The organism is Janthinobacterium sp. UMAB-60, assembly GCF_900095235.1.
Classification (GTDB): Bacteria; Pseudomonadota; Gammaproteobacteria; order Burkholderiales; family Burkholderiaceae_D; genus Janthinobacterium.
In genome coordinates this window covers 141,021-162,256 of record NZ_LT607494.1, presented here as the reverse complement: position 1 = coordinate 162,256, position 21,236 = coordinate 141,021, and the positions used below count along the sequence as shown (strand labels likewise).

General features: G+C 62.8%; 22 protein-coding genes. 21 read left to right on the top strand and 1 reads right to left on the bottom strand.

Features of this window, described 5'->3' with window-relative positions:
* The 11 genes from K0F86_RS27665 to K0F86_RS20190 form a co-directional block, all read left to right on the top strand.
* Positions 1 to 420, top strand: a 420-nt coding sequence (locus K0F86_RS27665) for an ATP-binding protein (protein ID WP_257572259.1), incomplete at its 5' end; no start/stop codon positions are given.
* Positions 421 to 450: 30 nt separating this feature from the next.
* Positions 451 to 1,098, top strand: coding sequence for a response regulator transcription factor (locus K0F86_RS20235; RefSeq protein ID WP_034753998.1), 648 nt, complete (start codon positions 451 to 453; stop codon positions 1,096 to 1,098).
* A 198-nt stretch (positions 1,099 to 1,296) separates the two neighbouring features.
* Positions 1,297 to 2,868 carry a GGDEF domain-containing protein gene (locus tag K0F86_RS20230; protein ID WP_219136087.1) on the top strand — a complete coding sequence of 524 codons (1,572 nt, stop codon included), beginning with the start codon at positions 1,297 to 1,299 and terminating at the stop codon, positions 2,866 to 2,868.
* A gap of 340 nt (positions 2,869 to 3,208) precedes the next feature.
* Positions 3,209 to 4,660, top strand: coding sequence for a flagellin (locus tag K0F86_RS20225; protein WP_219136024.1), 1,452 nt, complete (start codon positions 3,209 to 3,211; stop codon positions 4,658 to 4,660).
* 84 nt (positions 4,661 to 4,744) lie between these two features.
* Complete coding sequence (locus K0F86_RS20220; protein ID WP_219136023.1) at positions 4,745 to 5,119, top strand: flagellar protein FlaG; 375 nt, start codon at positions 4,745 to 4,747, stop codon at positions 5,117 to 5,119.
* A gap of 231 nt (positions 5,120 to 5,350) precedes the next feature.
* Entirely contained in the window at positions 5,351 to 8,032 is a 2,682-nt protein-coding gene (fliD, locus tag K0F86_RS20215; protein ID WP_257572258.1) for a flagellar filament capping protein FliD, read from the top strand.
* A gap of 21 nt (positions 8,033 to 8,053) precedes the next feature.
* A complete protein-coding gene (gene fliS / locus K0F86_RS20210; RefSeq protein WP_219136022.1) occupies positions 8,054 to 8,500 on the top strand; it encodes a flagellar export chaperone FliS in 447 nt (148 codons plus the stop codon).
* A 3-nt stretch (positions 8,501 to 8,503) separates the two neighbouring features.
* Positions 8,504 to 8,830 carry a flagellar protein FliT gene (locus K0F86_RS20205; protein WP_219136021.1) on the top strand — a complete coding sequence of 109 codons (327 nt, stop codon included), beginning with the start codon at positions 8,504 to 8,506 and terminating at the stop codon, positions 8,828 to 8,830.
* A gap of 17 nt (positions 8,831 to 8,847) precedes the next feature.
* Complete coding sequence (locus tag K0F86_RS20200) at positions 8,848 to 10,053, top strand: flagellar hook-length control protein FliK (RefSeq protein WP_219136020.1); 1,206 nt, start codon at positions 8,848 to 8,850, stop codon at positions 10,051 to 10,053.
* Entirely contained in the window at positions 10,046 to 10,372 is a 327-nt protein-coding gene (locus K0F86_RS20195) for an EscU/YscU/HrcU family type III secretion system export apparatus switch protein (protein WP_034754014.1), read from the top strand. The genes K0F86_RS20200 and K0F86_RS20195 overlap by 8 nt, the downstream gene beginning before the upstream one ends.
* Before the next feature lie 10 nt (positions 10,373 to 10,382).
* Complete coding sequence (locus K0F86_RS20190) at positions 10,383 to 11,144, top strand: flagellar brake protein (RefSeq protein ID WP_257572257.1); 762 nt, start codon at positions 10,383 to 10,385, stop codon at positions 11,142 to 11,144.
* 79 nt (positions 11,145 to 11,223) lie between these two features.
* On the opposite strand, the gene fliE is transcribed toward K0F86_RS20190, so the two are convergent.
* The gene (gene fliE / locus K0F86_RS20185) at positions 11,224 to 11,526 is read right to left on the bottom strand and encodes a flagellar hook-basal body complex protein FliE (protein ID WP_243136536.1); all 303 of its coding nucleotides are present in this window, start codon (positions 11,524 to 11,526) and stop codon (positions 11,224 to 11,226) included.
* 325 nt (positions 11,527 to 11,851) lie between these two features.
* On the opposite strand from fliE, the gene fliF reads away from it, so the two are divergent.
* From fliF to fliO, 10 genes are all read left to right on the top strand, one after another.
* Complete coding sequence (fliF, locus tag K0F86_RS20180; RefSeq protein WP_219136018.1) at positions 11,852 to 13,567, top strand: flagellar basal-body MS-ring/collar protein FliF; 1,716 nt, start codon at positions 11,852 to 11,854, stop codon at positions 13,565 to 13,567.
* Positions 13,560 to 14,558 carry a flagellar motor switch protein FliG gene (gene fliG, locus K0F86_RS20175; protein WP_071075865.1) on the top strand — a complete coding sequence of 333 codons (999 nt, stop codon included), beginning with the start codon at positions 13,560 to 13,562 and terminating at the stop codon, positions 14,556 to 14,558. Before fliF ends, fliG begins: the two co-directional genes overlap by 8 nt.
* Positions 14,559 to 14,601: 43 nt before the next feature.
* Complete coding sequence (locus K0F86_RS20170; protein ID WP_219136084.1) at positions 14,602 to 15,315, top strand: flagellar assembly protein FliH; 714 nt, start codon at positions 14,602 to 14,604, stop codon at positions 15,313 to 15,315.
* Positions 15,316 to 15,404: 89 nt separating this feature from the next.
* Complete coding sequence (gene fliI / locus K0F86_RS20165) at positions 15,405 to 16,721, top strand: flagellar protein export ATPase FliI (protein ID WP_243420431.1); 1,317 nt, start codon at positions 15,405 to 15,407, stop codon at positions 16,719 to 16,721.
* Positions 16,722 to 16,753: 32 nt separating this feature from the next.
* The gene (gene fliJ / locus K0F86_RS20160; protein ID WP_219136017.1) at positions 16,754 to 17,194 is read left to right on the top strand and encodes a flagellar export protein FliJ; all 441 of its coding nucleotides are present in this window, start codon (positions 16,754 to 16,756) and stop codon (positions 17,192 to 17,194) included.
* A gap of 19 nt (positions 17,195 to 17,213) precedes the next feature.
* Complete coding sequence (locus K0F86_RS20155) at positions 17,214 to 18,464, top strand: flagellar hook-length control protein FliK (RefSeq protein WP_257572256.1); 1,251 nt, start codon at positions 17,214 to 17,216, stop codon at positions 18,462 to 18,464.
* Between the two features lie 186 nt (positions 18,465 to 18,650).
* The gene (fliL, locus tag K0F86_RS20150) at positions 18,651 to 19,163 is read left to right on the top strand and encodes a flagellar basal body-associated protein FliL (protein ID WP_219136016.1); all 513 of its coding nucleotides are present in this window, start codon (positions 18,651 to 18,653) and stop codon (positions 19,161 to 19,163) included.
* Positions 19,164 to 19,169: 6 nt separating this feature from the next.
* Complete coding sequence (fliM, locus tag K0F86_RS20145) at positions 19,170 to 20,156, top strand: flagellar motor switch protein FliM (RefSeq protein WP_071075860.1); 987 nt, start codon at positions 19,170 to 19,172, stop codon at positions 20,154 to 20,156.
* 51 nt (positions 20,157 to 20,207) lie between these two features.
* Positions 20,208 to 20,642 (top strand): flagellar motor switch protein FliN, encoded by a 435-nt coding sequence (gene fliN / locus K0F86_RS20140; protein WP_034754038.1) that lies wholly within the window; start codon positions 20,208 to 20,210, stop codon positions 20,640 to 20,642.
* Positions 20,639 to 21,229, top strand: coding sequence for a flagellar biosynthetic protein FliO (gene fliO, locus K0F86_RS20135; protein ID WP_219136015.1), 591 nt, complete (start codon positions 20,639 to 20,641; stop codon positions 21,227 to 21,229). Before fliN ends, fliO begins: the two co-directional genes overlap by 4 nt.
* Positions 21,230 to 21,236 lie beyond the last annotated feature (7 nt).

The window sequence follows — 21,236 nt, the reverse complement described above, 5'->3', positions numbered from 1 at the left end:
GCGCGCCAGGCCGGCATCGAATGCCAGTTCATTTCCAACCGCCAGCACATCGACCTGGAACTGGACCAGGCGACCAGCCTGTTCCGCATCGCCCAGGAGGCGCTGACGAATATCGCCAAGCATGCGCAGGCGAGCAAGGTCAGCGTGCGCCTGGCCCGGCAGCGCCAGCATATCAGCCTGTCGATCGCCGACAATGGCGTCGGCATGCGCCTGTCCGACCGCGCCAAGCCGCAGTCGTTCGGCATCCGCGGCATGGCCGAACGCGCCGCCGCGCTGGGCGGCACCCTGAGCCTGGTGGACGGGCCAGATGGCGGCACCCTCCTGAGCATAAAAATCCGGCTGACCACGCCGCGAGAGGCGATAATAGCGGCTGCAGCCAGTGCGCCCGCGCACAGCGGGCCGCCGCCAGACGCGGCCTAGTGGGTGAATTAGATAGGAAACAACGCAGTCATGAAAGAAAAAGCCACCATCCGGGTATTCATCGCCGACGATCATGCGATCGTGCGCGAAGGCTTGAAGCAAATCCTCGCCGATACAAAGGACATCATCGTGGCCGGCGAGGCTGAAAATGGCCACGACGCCATCAAACTGTTCCGCGGCTCGAAATGCCAGGTGTTGCTGCTCGACATCTCCCTGCCCGACCGCAGCGGCATCGAGGTGCTCAAGCAGATCAAGAAGGAAAAGCCGGAACTGGCCGTGCTGATGCTCTCCATGCACCGCGAAGACCAGTACGCCATCCGTTCGCTCAAGGCGGGCGCGGCCGGCTACCTGACGAAGCAGAGCGCACCGCGCGAACTGGTCACGGCCATCCGCCAGGTGGCGCAGGGCTTGAAATACATCAGTGCCTCGCTGGCGCAGGAACTGGCCAACACGGTGGGCGAAGACCACGAAACGGCCTTGCACGACACCTTGTCGGACCGCGAATACCAGACCCTGGTGATGATCGCCTCGGGCAAGGCGGTGGGCGCCATCGCCGAAGAACTCAAATTATCCGTGAAAACCGTCAGCGAGTACCGCGCCCGCTTGCTGGTCAAGATGAAACTCAAGAACAGCGCCGAACTGACGCATTACGCCATCCGCAACCAGCTGGTCGATTGACGGCAAAGCGGCATGCCCGCTGGCATCGGGCGAATTGACAGGACTTCTCCTTGCTTCTCGCACAATAAGTTCTTTGCCAACTCGCCTATCATGGGGATAATGAGAAATATCTGAAAAGGCTGTGTCTACATGTCCAGTAAATTGCCATCTTCACCAGCAGGCGCTCCCGCTGGCGCCACGAACACCGCCGCCGCGGCGATGAATCCGGCCGATATCGCCCGCGAAGCGTTTCGCCGCCTGGCCACGCGCCGCATCGCCCCCACGCCCAGCGCCTACCGCGACATCTACAATGAAATCGCCGGCATCAGCGAACCGGCCGATACGCCTGCCGCCCCGGCAGCCGTGCTGGCCGCCAGCGCTCCCACGGAGAGCGGCGCGGAAAACGTCCTGACGCAATTCGCTGCCAAGATGAGCGAATCGGCGGGCGAACTGGGCGACTTTGGCCGCCGTTTCCAGCGGGCACTGAAGGCGCGCGACTGGGACAGCTATGCGCGCACCCTGGCGCAGCTGGCGGAAAAACAGGTCAAGAAGGGCGGCGGCATCGAATTGCCGCCCCTGCCCGACGGCGAACAGACGCGCACCCTGCGTGAATTGCTCAGCCGCACCCTGGGTTTTGCCGTCGCCACCTTGCTGACGGGCACGCCCGCGCTGGTGGAAGAAGCCGAATCGCTGGGCGCGGCCATCAAACTGGCGCACACGGAAGAGGCGCTGAACGAAGCGGCGCTGCGCCTGAAGCAGCTGTGCTACCAGATCGAACTGAAAAGCGGCGATACGGCCGAGCAGCAGGAATTGCTGCTGCGCCTGTTCAAATTGCTGCTGGACAACGTCAGCCAATTGCTCGACGACGACAGCTGGCTGCGCGGCCAGGTCGATGCCGTGCAAAACCTGATCGCCGGGCCGCTCGACCAGCGCGCGCTGGAAGACGCCACGCGCAGCCTGAAGGAAGTCATCTACAAGCAAAGCCAGCTCAAGCACAGCCTGTCCGACGTCAAGCTGACGGTGAAGAACATGATGATGACCTTCATCGACCGCCTGGGGCAAGTGGCGGCCAGCACGGGCGACTTCCATGAAAAGATCGGCGGCTATTCGGAAAAGATCAGCCAGGCGGAAAATATCAGCGAATTGAACAGCGTTCTCGACGAAGTCTTGCGCGAAACGCGCATGGTGCAGAACGAAGCCCTGCGCGCGCGCGACAAGATGGTGCTGGCGCGCCAGGAAGTGCAGGATGCGGAACAGCGCATCCACACGCTGGAAGCGAAGCTCCAGCATATGAGCGAACTGGTGCGGGAAGACCAGCTGACGGGCAGCCTGAACCGCCGTGGCTTGGATGATGTGTTCGAGCGCGAGACGGCCCGCTCCGACCGCCGCGGCACACCGCTGTGCATCGCCATGCTGGACCTGGACGATTTCAAGCGCCTGAACGACACGTATGGCCACCTGGCTGGCGATGCCGCGCTGAAACACCTGGTCAAGATCGTCAAGGAAACCCTGCGCTCGATGGACGTCATCGCCCGCTTCGGCGGCGAGGAATTCCTCATCCTGCTGCCGGAAACCACGGTCGAGGCGGCTTCGTCGACGATGACGCGCCTGCAGCGCGAGCTGACCCGGCATTTCTTCCTGCACGACAACGAAAAAGTCTTGATCACCTTCTCCGCCGGCGTCGCCCTGCGCCTGCCCAACGAAGACCAGGCCGAACTGGTCAAGCGCGCCGACCGCGCCATGTACCAGGCCAAGCAAACGGGCAAGAACCGCGTGGTGGTGGCGGAATAGCTACGGCCCACTGCACGCCATGCCGTCCCGCCACCCGGCCGGACGGCATTTTTCATATAAAAACAATAACAATTATTCCCCGTCCTGCGCTTCGCCGGCATGCACGCGAGATGAAAATAAAACTATTTTTACCCTCAAGTTTCTTTAAATCATGCCGTCTAGCGCGCGGTCAGGCACAAACTGAAGGGCTGAAAATTAAAATTTAAAGCGCTTTTCGCCATAAATTTTCCCGCACAGCAACCGTTACCCTAAATAACAGCGGCTTGATTGTCCCGGAACAGCGGGGCAGGCCAAAGTGACTAGCACATAGCGCAATGTAGTACCTGTTTGGAGAATTATCATGGCTGCAGTAATTAATACCAACATCTCGTCCCTGAATGCACAACGCAACCTGTCGACCTCGCAGTCGGCCCTGAGCACCTCGCTGCAACGCCTGTCCTCCGGCATGCGCATCAACAGCGCCAAGGATGACGCCGCCGGTCTGGCGATTTCCGACCGTATGACGTCGCAAATCCGCGGCATGAGCCAAGCCACCCGCAATGCCAACGACGGCGTCTCGCTGGCCCAGACGGCTGAAGGCGCGTTGGCAAGCTCGGGCGACATCCTGCAACGTATCCGTGAACTGGCCGTGCAATCGTCGAACGCCACCAACTCGGCCAGCGACCGCCAGGCACTGCAAACCGAAGTTGGCCAACTGGGTTCGGAACTGAACCGCATCGCCACCACCACCTCGTTCAACGGCCAGGCGCTGCTTGACGGCACCATGGGCACGGCCAACTTCCAGGTTGGCGCCAACGCCAACCAGCTCATTTCCGCCACGGGCGCCAACTTCCTGACCAGCACTTACGGCAACAACGAAGTGCAAGGCAGCGGCGTGGCACCTGGCACGGGAACAAAAATGGTCACGGCCCAGGCCATCGCAGTGGCGGGCTCGACCGGCCTGGCAACGTACACCACGAAGGCCACCGATACGGCCCGCGACGTGGCTGCCGGCGTCAATGCGCTGACCGCCAAAACCGGCGTCACCGCCACCGCGACTACCGATCTGAACTTGACGATGGCCGCCGGCTCGCAATCGTTCACGCTCCAATCGGATAACGCCGCTGCCGTGACGATGTCCTTCACCGTGACCGGCTCCGGCTCTACCGCCAGCGACTACGCCGCCGGCATCAACGCCATCAATGCGCAAACGGCCAACACCGGCGTCACCGCCCAGTACGATTCGGTCAAAGGCGGCATGAAGCTGACCAATTCGACCGGCAATGACATCAGCATCGTCAATGGCGCGGCAGCCAGCGGCGCGAACTCGTTCACGCCTTCAGGCTACAGCAACACTGGCGCACTGGTAGCAGGCGCAGCCACCGCCGCCGGCGCAACCGCAGTAGCCAACGGCACGCTGACCTTCGACTCGCCAGGCGGCTTCTCGGTCACCGATGCAGGTTCCGGCCTGGCCCTGAGCGGCACCTCGAAGCTGCAATCGGTTTCGGCGCTGGATGTCACAACTTTCGCCGGCGCGCAAACCGCCCTGAAAATCACCGACGCCGCGCTGGCCTCGGTAAACAGCCAGCGCGCTCAGTACGGTGCTTTGCAATCGCGCTTCAGCTCGGCGATTTCCAACCTGCAGTCGACCACGGAGAACCTGTCCGCATCGCGCAGCCGCATCGTCGATACCGACTTTGCTTCGGAAACAGCCAACCTGACGCGCGGCCAGATCCTGCAACAAGCGGGTACGGCCATGCTGGCGCAAGCGAACTCGCTGCCGAACGGCGTCCTGAGCCTGCTGCGCGGCTAATCGTCAATTAGCCCCGTAACATCGCTGGACTCAGGTTCCCCTGCCGGATTTTTTCGGCAGGGGAATTTTCACTAGGAGAGCACCATGACTATCGATGCGATTACGTCCGCCTCCGCGGCCAGAGTTGACAAGAGTTACGCCCCTACCGACACAGTACCGGCGCGAGCGGCAGCGCCTGCGCACACCGCCACGGAAAATGCCGCCGTCACGCCGCAGCAAGCCAGCCGCGAGCCCAGCCGCGAACAACTGGACAAGGCCGTCTCGGCACTGAACCAGTCTTCGCAAATGAAAACGCAGGGCCTGGAATTTTCCATCGACGAGGACAGTCATCGCACGGTGGTCAAAGTGATCGACCAGGAAACCAAGGAAGTCTTGCGTCAGATCCCCTCCAAGGAAGCCCTGGCGCTGGCGAAAACCTTCGACTCGGCCAAAGGTTCCCTGATCAGCCAGAGTGCGTGAGCATGGGCTTGCCCTCGCAGACGCGGCATCATGGCAAGCGATATGCAGGCAACACAGCGGGGCCTGCTAGCCTGGCTATCCGGCCCCGCATTTTGTATGCAAGCGCGGTCAATTCCCCCTCTCTTGGCCAGTTTTTCGCTCCCGCTGAAAACAGCGCGGTAAATCCCCCTCTCAAGTCCTGATTGATTCTGCCGATAACAGCTTATATTAGTGTTTTCCTAGGAGCATGCCGTGGCCATTACCCCTACAATCTCATCCGTTGGCATCGGCGCCGGCGCCAGCGGCCTGGATGTGAACGCCATCATCGACAAGCTGATGACGGCCGAATCAGCGCCACTGGCAACTTTTGACAAGAAAACAGCGTCCTACCAGGCCAAGCTCAGCGCGATGGGTACGCTAAGCGGCTCCGTCGGCGCCTTTCAGGGTTCGCTTTCCGCGCTGACCAATTCGAATAATTTCCGCGCCGTCAGCGCCACGCCATCGGACCCGCTGGTGCTGACGGCCAGCGCCGGCGCCAAGGCCGTGGCCGGCAGCTACAACATCAACGTTTCCCAGCTGGCCCAGGCGCAGACGCTGACGTCGGGCGGCATCGCCAGCAAGCTGTCGACCATCGGCAGTGGCGCCAAGACCACGGTGTCCTTCCAGCTGGGCGCGCTGGCCGGCGGCACCTTTGGCGTAACGGGCACGGCTCTGAGCGGCGCCACCCTGCTCACGGGCATCAGCAACGGCTCCTTGAACATCAACGGCACGGCCATTCCGACCGATGCCGGCACCAAGAGCGCGCGCGCGCTGGCCGACGCCATCAACGCCAAGAGCAGCACCACGGGCGTGACGGCCACGGCCCAGCCGACGGCCAGCAATGCCAGCATGTTCAGCGGTTTCGGCAATATCGCCACCGGAGCGGACGGCACCTATACGCTGTCGGTTGGCGGTATCGATATCGTGACCCAGGGTAACGGCGTCGCCGCAGGCGGCGGCATCACTGCCGGTTCGCTCGATACGACACTGGCCGGTCCGAATGCCGTCTCGAACGCGCTGGCGGCGGCGAATATCACCGTCACCGGCACGGCAGCCGGCGGCAACTTGCAGTTTACGCGCGCCGATGGCTCCAACCTCAACATTGAAGAAGTGGTCACAGGCAGCGTCATGGGCGGCATCGGACACGCCGCCAATGCCACCAACGACGGCTCGAATGTGACGCTTGCCAGCTCGATCACCCTGGCGTCGGGCAATTCCAGCCCCATCACCATCGCCGGCAGCAATCCGGCTGCAGCCGGGCTGACGGCAGGCACGGGCGGCGCCTATATGAATACGGGCTTCACCCAGGATGGCACCCAGGCAACGGGCTCGGTGGTGATCGACTCCACCAACAACAGCTTGCAAGGCATCCGCGACGCCATCAATAACGCCAGCCTGGGTGTCACCGCCAGCATCGTTTCCGACGGCACGGACAAGCCGTATCACCTGGTGCTCAGCTCGACCAAGACGGGCGCCAATTCGGCGATGAAGATTACGCTCAGCGGCAGCAACGGACAGCCGGCCGACAGCGCCCTGAATGATTTGCTGTCCTATGACGCCTCCGGCACACAGAATCTGAAACAGAACACGGCAGCGCAAAACACCAACTTCAGCGTCAACGGCATTCCCATCACCAGCAGCTCGAACAGCGTCGATACGGCAATCGAGGGCGTCACCTTGGGCATTAACAAGATCGGCACGACCAATTTATCGGTAGCCAAAGATACATCGACGGTCAAGGGCAGCATCACCGCCTTCGTCAAGGCCTACAACGATCTGAATACCGCCATCAACAAGATGACGGCCTACAACCCCGATACCAAGACCGGCGCCATCCTGCAAGGCGACGCCACCGTCCAATCGATACAGAGCCAGTTGCGCCGGCAATTGGGGGCGCCAATTACCGGCCTGAGCGGTGGACTGAGCAACTTGAGCCAAGTAGGCATTGCATTTCAAAAAGACGGCAGCCTGACCTTGGATGCAAGCAAACTCGACAAGGCAATCGGCGCCAATTTTAGCGATATCGCCGGCCTGTTCTCGGCCATCGGTAAGGTCAGTGACAGCAATGTCGCCTTCACCAGCTCCACCGCCGCCACCAAGCCCGGCACGTATGACCTGAGCATCACCACCATGGCCAGCCAGGGTTCGATCACATCGGATGCGGTACTGCCAGCCAGTACCACGATCGCCAGCGATACCACCTGGAATGTCACGCTCAACGATACGGATCCCTCGGCGGCCAAGAATACTGCCAAGGTGACCATTCCAGCAGGCACCTACACCGCAGCGCAACTGGCGTCGCTGGTGCAGTCCTCGATCAACGGCGTCAAGGCGTTTTCGGATAATGGCTCTACCGTGTCCGCGTCGATCGATGGCACCGGCAAACTGGTCCTGGCCTCGAGTCGCTACGGCTCCGTCTCGAACCTGGCATTAAGCAACGGTACAGGGAGCGGCATAGAAACCCTGTTTGGCACCGCCAAGCCTGTCAAAGGCACCGATGTGGCCGGCACCTTGGGAGGCCAGCCTGTCACCGGTTCGGGCCAAACCCTGACGGGCGCCCCAGGTTCGCCGGCCGATGGCTTGAAAATTGAAGTGACCGGCGGTGTCATCGGCCCACGTGGCACGGTCAGCTTCTCGCAAGGCTATGCCTATCAGCTCAACAACCTGGCAACAGCGTTCCTCGGCACGAACGGCATAATCACCAACAAATCCAAAGGCATCAACGACAGCATCAAGTCGGTGGCTGACCAACGCGACAAGTTCAGTGCGAAACTGACCGACATCGAGGCACGCTACCGCGCCCAGTACACACGCCTGGACGTGTCCCTGAACAAATTACAGGGCACGCAAACCTATTTGACCCAGCAGCTGGCCGCCATCGCCGCCAACCGTTAAGCCCATACATCAGGAGAATATATGTTTGGAACCCAACAACGCGGCGTCAACGCCTACGCCAAGGTCGGCCTGGAAACGGGCATAGGCTCGGCCTCGCCGCACAAGCTGATCGTGATGCTGTACGACGGCGCCCTGGTGGCCGTGCTCAGCGCGCAAGTACACATGAAATCGGGCAATATCCCGGAAAAGGGCAAGTCCATCTCGAAAGCCATCCAGATCATCGACAATGGCTTGCGCGCCAGCCTGGACAAGGAAGCGGGCGGCCAGATCGCCGAAGGCCTCGACGCCCTGTACGAGTATATGAGCGCGCGCCTGCTGACGGCGAACCTGAACAACGATATTACCCTGCTGGAAGAAGTGCAGCGCCTGCTGACCGACCTGCGTGAAACCTGGAATGCCATCGGTATCACGCCCGCCGCCATCCCCGGCGCCGATTTGAAACGTATGCCCAGCCTTGCGAGCGCCTGATCCATGATGACCCATCAAGAAGTCCTGACCACCTACGAAACCATGCAGACCCTGACGGGCCGGATGGTGACTGCCGCCAGCAACGCCGACTGGGACGAGCTCGAAGCGCTGGAGCAACAAGTGAGCGCGCATGTGGAAGCGCTGAAGGCGAATGAAGCAAAAGTCGTGCTGGAAAGCGCCGGCCGCCAGCGCAAGGTCGCCCTGATCAAGCAGATCCTGGAAGACGACCGCAAGATCCGCGACCTGACCATGCCGTGGATGGCGCATTTGTCCAAGCTGATCAACAGCACCGGCACCGAACGGCGCCTGGCCAACGCCTACGGCGTCTAAACGCACACGGGGGCGCCATGTTGCCGAAGATGGACGTGATCGGCATGCCGCCCCTGCCCCCGGTCAAGGGCACGCGCCCGGCCGACGCCGTCGCCGACCCGCGCCAGGCCGAGTTCCAGCGCTCGCTGCAAGGACTGATCGGCAAATCCATGCAGGGCCAGGTGCTGGCGCGCATGGGCGATGGCAGCTACCTGGTGCGCGTGGCCGGCACGCCGGCCCGCATGCAGCTGCCCGCCGGCGCCCAGCTGGGCACGGAAATCCCCCTGACCTTGATCGGTATCAATCCCCGCCCCTCTTTTCAAATTGGCAATAACCGCGACCAGCCCGCCAGCGCCCTGCTGACGTATGCCGACGCGGAGGCCGAACCCGACGCCTTTGACGCGCGCGGTCCCCAGACCGGTGCCGCCCAGGCCGGCACGCGCGCCAGCAGCACGGCCGCCACCCTGCTCAGCCGCGCACCGCTGACGCCGGCCAATCTGCTGCCCGCCCTGGCAGGCGATACACCGGCGCCGGAACTGAGCACCACCGCGCGCGCCATCAGCAGCGTGCTGAGCCAGGCGGAAAGCGTGCCCGGCGCGCCCCTGGCGCTGGTCGGCAAGACGCCGCTGATGGCAGCGCCGGGAGCCGATCCGGCCCAGGTGGCGCAAAAGCTGCGCGACACGGTCGGCAGCAGCGGCTTGTTCTATGAATCGCACGTGGCCGAATGGGCCGAAGGCAAGCGCCCGCTGGCCTCGCTGCTGCTGGAACCGCAAATGCAAAAGGCCGCGCCGGGCGAGACGCCCAGGATGGGCACCGACCTGGCCGCGGCGCAGCTGATCAATTTACAGCTGCATACGCACGAACAGGCGCGCGTGCAGTGGCAGGGCGAAGCCTGGCCCGGCCAGAAGATGCAGTGGGATATCAGCCAGGATGCGCCGGAAGGACAGCAGCACGCTGGCACGCAGGCCGACGAGGAAGCGACGGCCTGGCGCAGCAATGTGCGCTTCCAGTTCCCCCTGCTGGGCGACTTGGCAGCGCATGTGGTCTTGCAGGGCGGCCGGGTGGCCATCCAGCTGCAGGCCGGCAGCGAAGGCAGCGCCGCCACCCTGCGCCAGCATGCGGCGCGGCTGGAAGCGTCGCTGGACGCCGCCGGCTGGCCCCTGTCGTCATTGACGATCGCCGGCAAGCCGGAGGCGGCCGAAGGACCAGCGGCAGAAGCTGAAGTAGGAGCGGGCGATGCTTGACGACAGCAGGCGCAAGGTGCCGCAGACGGCCGTCGCGCTGGCCTACCAGAGCGGCACGCCGGCGCCCAAGGTGGTGGCCAAGGGCAGCGGCCTGATCGCGGACCAGATCATCAGCACGGCGCGCGAACACGGCGTCTTCGTGCATGAATCGAAAGAATTGGTGGCGCTGCTGATGGATGTCGACCTGGACCGCCAGATTCCGCCCGGCCTGTATCGGGCGATTGCGGAACTGCTGGCCTGGTTATATCATATTGAATCTGCGAATGGCGGACCGATCCCGCCGCCGCCCGACACCAGCGTCAACCTCACCGATACATAGACAGGCATCAATGCAAGCACATATTATGGATTCCGGCCTCGAAAACTGGCATGACTTTGAAGTGGAATCGCGGCGGGAAATCATTGCCTTGCTGCGCAGCATCAGCGAAAAAAACCAGCTGATCCGCATGCTGATCCACGGTGAATCCGATGTGTGCGTCACCTCCATCCTGGAAGTCGATGCCGACCACAATACCGTCATCCTCGACCGTTCCGTGAACGCCGACCAGAACCGGCGCATGCTGGCCGCCAAGGGCATCTCGTTTGAAACGTCGCTCGACAAGATCCGCATCCTGTTTGCCAGCGCCCAGGTGCAAGAGTGCAATTACGGCGCCACACCCGCCTTGAAAATTGCCATTCCGGAAACATTGATCCGCCTGCAGCGGCGCGAGTATTACCGCATGACGACGCCCGTGAGCAATCCCGTGCGCGTGGCGATTCCCCTGCCGCCCTCGCTGGGCGGCGCCGACGCTCTGTTTCCGCTGGCCGACATCAGCTGCGGCGGCATCGCCATCCTGGACAATAAACTGATACTGGGCGAGACCATCGGCAGGGACTATCCCGGTTGCCGCATCGACTTGCCTGACGTCGGCATCGTCACCGCCACCTTGCAAATTCGCAATTCGCTGGACATGACCCTGCTGAACAACAAGCTGAACCGCCGCCTGGGCTGCCAGTTCGTCGACCTGCCGCGCAGCATGCTGGCGCACGTGCAGCGCTATATCACGCGGCTGGAGCGCGAGAGGAATGCGCGCATGGCGGGGTTGAGCTGATCATAGTTAACCCAAAACGCAAGGGCCGGGGTCGGACCCGGCGGGTCCGACCCCAGTCTTCGTTTTAGGTTCTCAACAGTTAAACCTGCATATTCATGATCTCATGATACGCAGAAACCAACTTATTCCTCACCTGCACCGTCGCCTGGAATTCGATGCTGGACTTTTGCATCGACACCATCACGTCCGACAGGCTGACTTTTTCGTCGCCCATGGTAAAGCGCTGGCCCATTGCCGACGAAGCCTGTTGCGAACTGCTCACGGAGTCCAGCGCGCTCTTGAAGGCGTCGGCAAAATTCACCTTCGCCGCCGGCATTTCGGTCTGGATCGCCGGTATTTTCGCCTCCGGCCGCGTGGCCGCCGACTTCAGTTGCGCGATCATCGCCTCGATCCTGCCGCTATCGATACCGCCTGTTTTCACTTTGCCTCCCGATTCTGGTCTGATCCTGCCTGTTGCACCCAGAGAACAAAACCCTGGCGTGCAAGGCAACGACGGGTACAATAACTTCCGTCACATGTTGCCAGGGTTCCACAATACCAGCGCCAACGCCAGCCGCTCGGCCGAGCAGGCGGCAAAAGCGCCTTCTGTTTGGGCGATTGAAGCGCGTGACAGTGGCGGATAATTCTGCATATCGCCCCTCCTCCCGAGGAAGCGACCCCCACGCACTACCCAATACCCGTCAAACCACACGCCCTGGAAGGCAATCATGGCTGTAGCCGAAGAAATCGATGTGAACCGCATACCGCCGGAACCGGCGCCTGCCCGCTCGCCTGTGGAGTCCGTGCAAGCGTTCGCCAGGACGCCGATGGGCAAGAATTTCCTGCGCGGCCTGGGCGTGGCGGCACTGATCGCCATCGGCGTGGCACTGTACATGTGGAACCAGCCGCCCGAGTACAAAGTCCTGTTTTCCAATTATACGGACCGCGACGGCGGCGCCATCACCGCGTCGCTGGACCAGCTGGGCATCAAGCACAAGTTTTCCGAAGGGGGCGGCGCCATTCTCGTGCCGTCCGAGCAAGTCCACGACGCGCGCCTGAAACTGGCCGCGCAAGGCTTGCCGAAGGGCGGCAACGTGGGCTTCGAGCTGATGGAAAACCAGAAGCTGGGCGTGTCGCAATTCCTGGAACAGGTCAATTTCCAGCGCGCGCTGGAAGGCGAACTGGCGAAATCGATCGAATCGGTGTCCGCCGTGGATACGGCGCGCGTCCACCTGGCCCTGCCCAAACCGTCCGTCTTCGTGCGCGAACAGCAAAAACCGACGGCCTCCGTGCTGCTGAACCTGCATCCGGGCCGCGGCCTCGATCAATTGCAGGTGAGCGCCATCGTGCACCTGGTGGCGTCCAGCGTGCCGGAATTGCTGCCCGTCAATGTCACGGTCGTCGACCAGGCCGGCAACCTGCTGTCGAACCAGGAAAAGGACAAGGACCGCGCCAACGGCATCAAGAGCCTGGACCCGAACCAGTTAAAGTATGTGCAGCAGTTGCAGCAAAGCGTGATCAAGCAGGTCGAATCGATCTTGCTGCCCATCGTCGGCGAAGGCAATGTACGCGCCGAAGCGACGGCCGACGTGGATTTCTCGCAAAGCGAGCAGGCGGCCGAAACCTACAAGCCGAACTCGCCGCCGGAAGCGTCCACCATCCGCAGCCAGCAAACGAGCGAATCGACGGGCGCCGGCAATGCCAACCCGTCCGGCGTGCCGGGCGCGCTGTCGAACCAGCCGCCGGGCGTGGCCACGGCGCCGTTGACGGCGGAAGCGCCAGGCGCCCCAGCCAGCGCAGCGACGGCACCGACCCAGAAGGAATCGACGACAAATTACGAAGTTGACAAGACCGTGCGCTACGAGCAGAAATCCATGGGCGGCTTGCGCCGCCTGTCGGTGGCCGTCGTCGTCAACTACCGCCGCAGCTTCGACAAGGATGGCAAGGTCATGGTCAAGCCGATTTCGCCTGCCGAAATGGTACAGATCAATAACCTGGTCAAGGAAGCGATGGGCTACAACAAGGAGCGCGGCGACAGCTTCAGCGTGGCCAACTCGCCCTTCGACGGCATCGACCGCGCGCCGGAAAGCAAGCTGGAGTGGTGGCGCGACCCGGCCAACTTGCCGCTGGCCAAGGAATTGGCGAAATTCCTCATCACGGCCCTGATCCTGCTGTATATCTTCATCAAGATCGTGCGCCCGATGCTGCGCCCCGTGATGCGCAAGATCGACGATTTCGGCGCCCCGCCGCCCGCCATCGAGCCGGAGCTGACCAAGGACGGCGCAGAAAACGTAGTCCTGCTCAGCGAAGCGGAGCTGGAAGAACTGGAAGAAGATACGGCCCGCGGCTACCGGGAAAACCTGGCGATGGCCCGGAAACTGGCACAGGACGACCCGCGCGTGGTGGCCAACATAATCAAAGCATGGATAGGCAATAATGAGTGAGACAACGGGACTGCAAAAAGCATCGATCCTGATGCTGGCACTGGGCGAGAGCGAAGCGGCCGAGGTCATGAAATTCCTCGGCCCGCGCGAAGTGCTGAAACTGGGCGCCGCCATGGCCACCATGAAGGGCATCGCGCACGAACAGGTGGTCGAGGTGCTCGACGACTTCCGCGCGCAGACGGAACTCAATTCCACCGTCGGCCTCGATTCGGACGAATACATCCGGCAAGTGCTGACCAAGGCGCTGGGCGACGACAAGGCGTCCGTGCTGCTGTCGCGCATCCTGGGCGGCAAGGACGCGTCCGGCATCGAATCGCTGAAATGGATGGATTCGCAATCCGTGTCCGAGCTGATCCGCAACGAACACCCGCAGATCATCGCCACCATCCTGGTCCACCTGGAACGCGACCAGGCGTGCGAAATCCTCGGCCATTTCACGGACCGCCTGCGCAACGACGTGGTGCTGCGCATCGCCACCCTGGACGGCGTGCAGCCGGCCGCCTTGCGCGAACTCAACGATGTGCTGACGAAACTGCTGTCCGGTAACGAAAACATCAAGAAATCGTCGCTGGGCGGCGTGCGCGCGGCGGCCGAGATCCTCAACTTCATGAGCGGCGAGCAAGAAGGCTCCGTCATGGACAATATCAAGAACTACGACAACGACATGGCGCAAAAGATCATGGACGAAATGTTCGTGTTCGACAACGTGATCGACATCGACGACCGCGGCATTCAATTGCTGCTGCGCGAAGTGCAGTCGGAAATGCTGATCATCGCCCTGAAAGGCGCCTCGCAAGAGCTGCGCGACAAGATCTTCAAGAACATGTCGCAGCGTGCCGGCGAGATGATGCGCGAAGACCTGGAGTCGAAAGGCCCCGTGCGCCTGTCGGAAGTGGAATCGCAGCAGAAACAGATCCTGCAGATCGTGCGCCGCCTGGCGGACGAAGGGCAGATAGTCCTGGGCGGAAAAGGCGAGGATTCGTTTGTCTAATTTAATTCCCAAAGAGCAGCAAACCGCCTACCAGCGCTGGGAAATGACCTCGTTTGGCGACGAGCGTCCCAGCGTGGTGGCGGCGCGCAAGCTGCTCGAACCCGATCCTGAACCCGAATTCGACCCGCAAATGGATGCATACGGCGAACTGTCGGAAGCAGAGCCGGCCGCGCCGCTCGAATACCCGACGCAGGACGAACTCGACGCCATCCGCGAGGAAGCGCGCGCCACCGCCTTCGATGAGGGCCGCGCCGCCGGTTATGCGGAAGGCCACGCGGCCGGGCATGCCGATGGCCATGCGCAGTCGTATGCGGAAGGCAAGGCGGCGTCCGGCGTGGAACTGGCGCATCTGCAAACCATCGCCGTCGACTTCGGCACGGCCGTGCACCAGGCCGATGAACTGATCGCCAACGACGTCATGGAACTGGCCTTGCAACTGGCCAAGGCCATGCTGAAGACGGCCTTGCCCGTGCGCCCCGAGCTGATGCTGCCGATGGTAAGGGCAGCCATCGAATATTTGCCTGTGCTGCAACAACCGGCCTTGCTGATGCTCAACCCGGAAGATGCGCAAGTGGTGCGCGACGGCATCGGCGATGAGCTCGACAAGGGTGGCTGGCGCGTCATCGAAGACCCCAGCGTGGAACGCGGCGGCTGCAAGATCGACACGGCCAGCAACCAGATCGATGCGCAAAGCTCCACCCGCTGGCAGCGCCTGACGCATGCGCTGGGCAAGGACCTGGACTGGCTGGCGCCGTGAGCGAACCCATCAAAGGCCCCACGGCCCATGCGGCGCGCTGGCGCGCCTACCTGAGCGACTGTTCGGCCGTGGTCGGCTTTGTGGAACCGATGCAAATTTCGGGGCGGGTCACGCGCGTGGCCGGCTTGGTGATGGAAGCGGTGGGCCTGCGCCTGGCCGTCGGCGCCGCCTGCACCGTGCCGCTACCGAATGGCGGGCGGGTCGAGGCGGAAGTGGTCGGCTTTGAAGGCGAACGCCTGTTTTTGATGCCGCAAAGCGACGTCGAAGGCATCGTGCCCGGCACGCGCGTGTTTTCCGTCGAACCGGCCATCCCCCGTCCCGGCAGCGTGGCGCATCCGCGCCGCCGCCCCAGCGACCGCGCGCGCCACCTGCCCGTCGGGCCGCAACTGCTGGGCCGCGTGCTCGACGGCGCGGGCCGCCCGCTCGACCAGCTCGGTCCCCTGCTCACGACGGACAGCGCTCCCATCAACGTGCGCCCCGCCAATCCCCTGGGCCGCGCGCCCATCGTGACCACGCTGGACGTGGGCGTGCGCTCGATCAATGCCATGCTGACCGTGGGCCGTGGCCAGCGCATGGGCCTGTTTGCCGGTTCCGGCGTGGGCAAGAGCGTGCTGCTGGGCATGATGGCGCGCTACACGGAAGCGGACGTGATCGTCGTCGGCCTGATCGGCGAACGGGGACGCGAAGTCAAGGAATTCATCGAGCAAATCCTCGGCCCCGAAGGCCTGGCCCGCTCCGTCGTCGTAGCGGCACCGGCCGACACGCCGCCGCTGATGCGCCTGCAGGGCGCCGCGTATGCGACGGCCATTGCCGAGTATTTCCGCGACCAGGGGCAAAACGTGCTGTTGATCATGGATTCGCTGACCCGCTACGCCATGGCGCAGCGCGAAATCGCCCTGGCCATCGGCGAACCGCCCGCCACCAAGGGTTATCCGCCGTCCGTCTTCGCCAAGCTGCCCGTGCTGGTGGAGCGGGCCGGCAATGGCGAAGAAGGGGGCGGCTCGATCACCGCCTTCTACACAGTGCTGACCGAGGGCGACGACCAGCAGGATCCGATCGCCGACTCGGCGCGCGCGATTCTCGATGGCCACATCGTGCTGAACCGCCGGCTGGCCGAGGCGGGCCATTATCCCGCCATCGACATCGAGCAATCGATTTCGCGCGCCGCCCACTCGATCACCACGCATGAACACCAGCAGCAGGCGCGCAAATTGAAACAGCTGTATTCGCGCTATGAACGCAGCCGCGACCTGATCAGCGTGGGCGCCTACAGCGCCGGTACCGACCCCGTACTGGACCAGGCCATTGCCCTGCACGAAAAGATCGAGGCGTTTTTGCAACAGCAAATCACCGAGCGGGTCAGCATGGACGAGAGCTTGGGGCAACTTACCGCTCTATTCGACTGATTAGGGCTTGCATAGCGGGAATATAATCAAGCATGGCTTCTCCTTCCCAACTTGCAACCCTGATTGACCTTGCCCAGCGCGAAACGGACGATTGCGCCAAGCGCCTGGGGGCGGCCCTGAAAGCGCTCGACGATTGCCGCCAGAAGCTCGACATGCTGTCCGGCTACCGCGATGACTATGCCCAGCGCTTCGAGGCGAACATGAGCAACGGCATTACGCCCATGGCCTACCGCAACTTCCAGGCCTTCATGGTCAAGCTCGACAGCGCCATCCAGGGCCAGCAGCAGGTGGTCGAGCATGCGCAAGCGCGCAGCGAGAATGAAAAAATGCGCTGGCAACTGGCCGAACGCAAGCGCATGTCGTACACCACCCTGAATAACCGGGCGCAGGAACAGGCGCTGAAGCTGGAAAACAAGCGCGACCAGAAAGCAATGGATGAGCACGCGGCGCGACAAGCCTATTACAAACGCTAAGCAACACTGAGGCAGCATCATGCAAACCCTGCAAAACCCGATTTCCCAGATCGTCTCGCCGAACGCCACGCCAGGCCCGGCCAACCGCGCCCAGCAGCCATCCGGCGACGGCGACTTCCAGCGCACCTTGAACCGCCAGATCGAGCAACGCCAGGCCAGCCGCAATATGGCGCAAGCGCAAGTACCAGCGCCCCGCCCCGCCAGCCCTGCCGCCACGCAGGCGCCTGCCCAGGCTCCAGCGAGCGAAGCGAAGCCGGCGCAAGCGGGCACCGAACAGGCCGCCAACAAGGAACAGCCATCCGCGCCGGCCAGCGAGGCGCCCGCCACCAGCGACAGCGCCACGGCCGAGGCCAGCGTTCCCGCCGCGCCAGTCCCGCCGCCGGCCGATCCGGCCGCCGAGATGCTGGCCCTGGTGGGCAACATCCAACTGGCGATCCAGCCGCCGGCAGCCAAGGCCGCGCCGGAACTGCCCGCGCGCGCCAGCGTCAAGGCCGACGCCAAGGGTCTGGCCACAGGGCCCTTGCTGGCAGCCGGCCAGGGCAGCGGCAAGGCCGCCGCCACCGTCATCGCACAAGCCGACAGCGGCGACTTTGCCGACAGCCTGGGCCTGGCTCAGGGCAAGGCAGCCGCCACACCAGGCGCCAGCGTGCCGAACGGCAAGGCCGAGCCGGGCAAGCTGGCCATCGACGCGCAGCTGGCGGCCACGGCCAGGGCCGGCAGCGCCGTGGCCGAACCGGTCATCAAGGAAGCACCAGCCGACCTGAGCCGCCTGGCGGCGCAGTTGCAGCCAGGCGCGCTGCAACAGGCCGCCGCCGTGGCCGTGCCGGCAGACAAACTGACGGGCCGGGTCGGCACGCCGGCCTGGGACCAGCAACTGGGACAAAAAGTCGTGTGGATGGCGGCCGGTGGCGACCAGAGCGCCACCCTGACACTGAATCCACCCGACCTGGGGCCTGTGCAAGTGGTCCTGACGGTCACCAATGACCAGGCCGATGCCGCCTTCATGTCGGCCCAGCCCGAAGTACGCCAGGCGCTGGAAGCGGCCATGCCGCGCCTGCGCGAGATGATGAGCGAAGCGGGCATCGCCTTCGGCAGCGCCACCGTCTCGGCCGGCACGCCGGAACAGCAACACAATGGCGAGCGTGCCGCCTCGGGCGAACGCCGCGGCAATGGCCAGGGCGGCGGTGTCTCCGGTGGCGAGATCGCCATCGCGCCGGCGGCGGGTGGACGCAGCCGGCCCAGCCTGAGTGCCGTGGATACCTTTGCCTGAGGCCAATTCATCGGCCGCAGGCCGCAGGTGCGCCCCAGGGAGTAACTTTTCGTCTAAAAACAGCGAGTTGAGGGCGCTTCCGCCCTCTTTTCACTGCATCCTTCTGCGCAGAATTTGCCGATAATGACATAATGGCGTCGTGATCCACTTCCATGCACTCGAGTACCATTGAAAGCAAATCCAAAAATGAAAGCAGATCCGAAAGCAGATGCAGGCCTGGCCCCCCCCGGCGCCTCGAAAAAGAAGCTTCTGATCATCGTGCTGGCCTCGGTGCTGGTGGCCGGCGGCATCGGTGGCGGTGCAGCCTGGTACTTCCTGCACGGCAAGGCCGATAAAGAAGAAGCGGCGCCCAGCAAGAAAAAACATGCCGCTTCCAAGGCAGGTCCGCCCGTCTTCGTGCCCGTCGACTCCTTCACCGTCAACTTGCAGCCGGAAAATGGCGAGCAATACCTGCAGATCGCGTTTACCTTGCAGGCCAGCAGCCCGGAAGAAATGGACTTGATCAAGGTCAACATGCCGAAAGTGCGCAGCCGCTTGCTGCTGCTGCTGTCCGGCAAGAAGGCATCCGAACTCAATACCGTGGAAGGCAAGCAGCAACTGGCGGCCGAAATCATCAATCAGGTGAACCAGCCGTTCGAGGACAAAGGGCCGGAGCAGGACGTGACGGACGTATTATTTACCGCATTCATCATTCAATAAGCAGCCATGGCCGATAATTTCCTCTCCCAGGAAGAAGTCGATGCCCTTCTGAAGGGCGTCAACGGAGACCAGGACGACGCGCAGGCGCCGGAAGATGTCACGGGAGTTCGTACCTACAACCTGGCAACCCAGGAGCGCATCGTGCGCGGCCGGATGCCAACGTTGGAAATTATCAACGAGCGTTTCGCCCGGCTGCTGCGCGTGGGCCTGTTCAACTTCCTGCGCCGCAGCGCCGAAGTATCGGTGGGTTCCGTGCGCGTGTCGAAGTACAGCGAGTTCATCCGCAACCTGGTGGTGCCGACCAATCTGAACCTGGTACACATGAAGCCGCTGCGCGGCACGGCCCTGATGGTCTTCGATCCGGGCCTGGTGTTCCTGCTGGTCGACAATCTGTTTGGCGGCGACGGACGTTTTCATACGCGTGTCGAAGGACGTGACTTTACGCAGACAGAGCAGCGCATCATCTTGCGCATCCTCGACATCGTCTTTGAAGCCTACACCAAGTCGTGGGAGCCGGTCTTCCCCGTCGAATTCGAATATATCCGTTCGGAAATGAACACGCAGTTCGCCAACATCGCCACGCCGAACGAAGTGGTGGTGGCGTCCACGTTTACGGTGGAACTGGGCTCCGTTTCCGGACAAATCCACTTCTGCATGCCGTATTCGATGATCGAGCCGATCCGCGATTCGCTGACCTCGAGCCTGCAGGGCGAAGCGCTGGAAGTGGACAAGCGCTGGATCCGCCTGATGACGCAGCAGATCCAGATCGCCGAAGTCGAACTGGTGGCTTCGCTGGGCACGGCGCGCGTCTCGTTCGACGAGATTTTGAACATGAAGGTGGGCGACATCATTCCGCTGAATATACCCGAACTGATCGCCGCCACCGTCGACGGCGTGCCCGTGATGGATTGCACGTATGGCGTGTTGAACGGACAATATGCGCTGAAGGTTGAAAAGTTGTTGGCAAATTCCGATAACATGAATAATCACTAAATCAATACCCGGGTCGCGTTGCGGCCCGTATCTGTACAACAGGAGAAACACATGTCTGACAACCAAGACGACCAAAGCGCGGAAGACGATTGGGGCGCGGCGATTGCCGAGCAGGCCAAGGCGGAAGCCGAAGCGCTGCAAAACCAGGCCGCCAATACGGCCAGCGCGGCCAGCGCCGCCGTGTTCAAGGACTTTTCCAAGCAGGCGTCGAAGTCGGAAACGCACAACGATATCGATTTCATCCTCGATATCCCCGTGCAGCTGACGGTCGAACTGGGCCGCACCAAGATCGCCATCAAGAACCTGCTGCAACTGGCACAGGGTTCCGTGGTCGAGCTCGACGGCCTGGCGGGCGAACCGATGGACGTGCTGGTGAACGGCTGCCTGATCGCCCAGGGCGAAGTGGTGGTGGTGAATGACAAGTTTGGTATCCGCCTGACCGACATCATCACGCCTTCCGAACGCATCCGAAAATTGAATAAATGAAGCCTGGCCTGTTGATTTCCACCGTGCTGCCGCTCCTGGCGGCATGCGGCATTGCGCTGGCGGCGCCCGCTTCGGCGCCCGTACCTGCTTCGGCCCCGGCTGAAACGGCGGCGGCCAGCGCAGCTGCCGAAGTTGCATCTGAAAAACCCGCTGCCGCCGCCGCTGCAGCGGCACCCGCGCCTGCCGCCGCCATGCCCGCCATGCCGGCCGGCGCGCCCATGACGATGGCACCGACGAGCTCGGCCGGCAGCCTGCTGCAAACCATTTTCGCGCTGGTATTCGTGCTGGCCCTGCTGATCGGCCTGGCCTGGTTCATGAAGCGCTATGGCCCCAAGGTGATGGGCGGCAACAACAAGATGCGCGTCGTCAGTTCGCTCAATCTGGGCGGACGCGAACGCATCGTCCTCGTCGAAGTGGCCGACCAGTGGATCGTCGTCGGCGCCTCGCCCGGCCGCATCAATGCGCTGGCCACCATGCCACGCCAGGAAGGCGAGTTGCCGCAACTGGCAACGACGCAAAACGGCCCCGCGGCCGCCAATTTTTCCGAGTGGCTGAAACAGACCATCGAAAAACGCAATGGGAAATAAGCAGCAG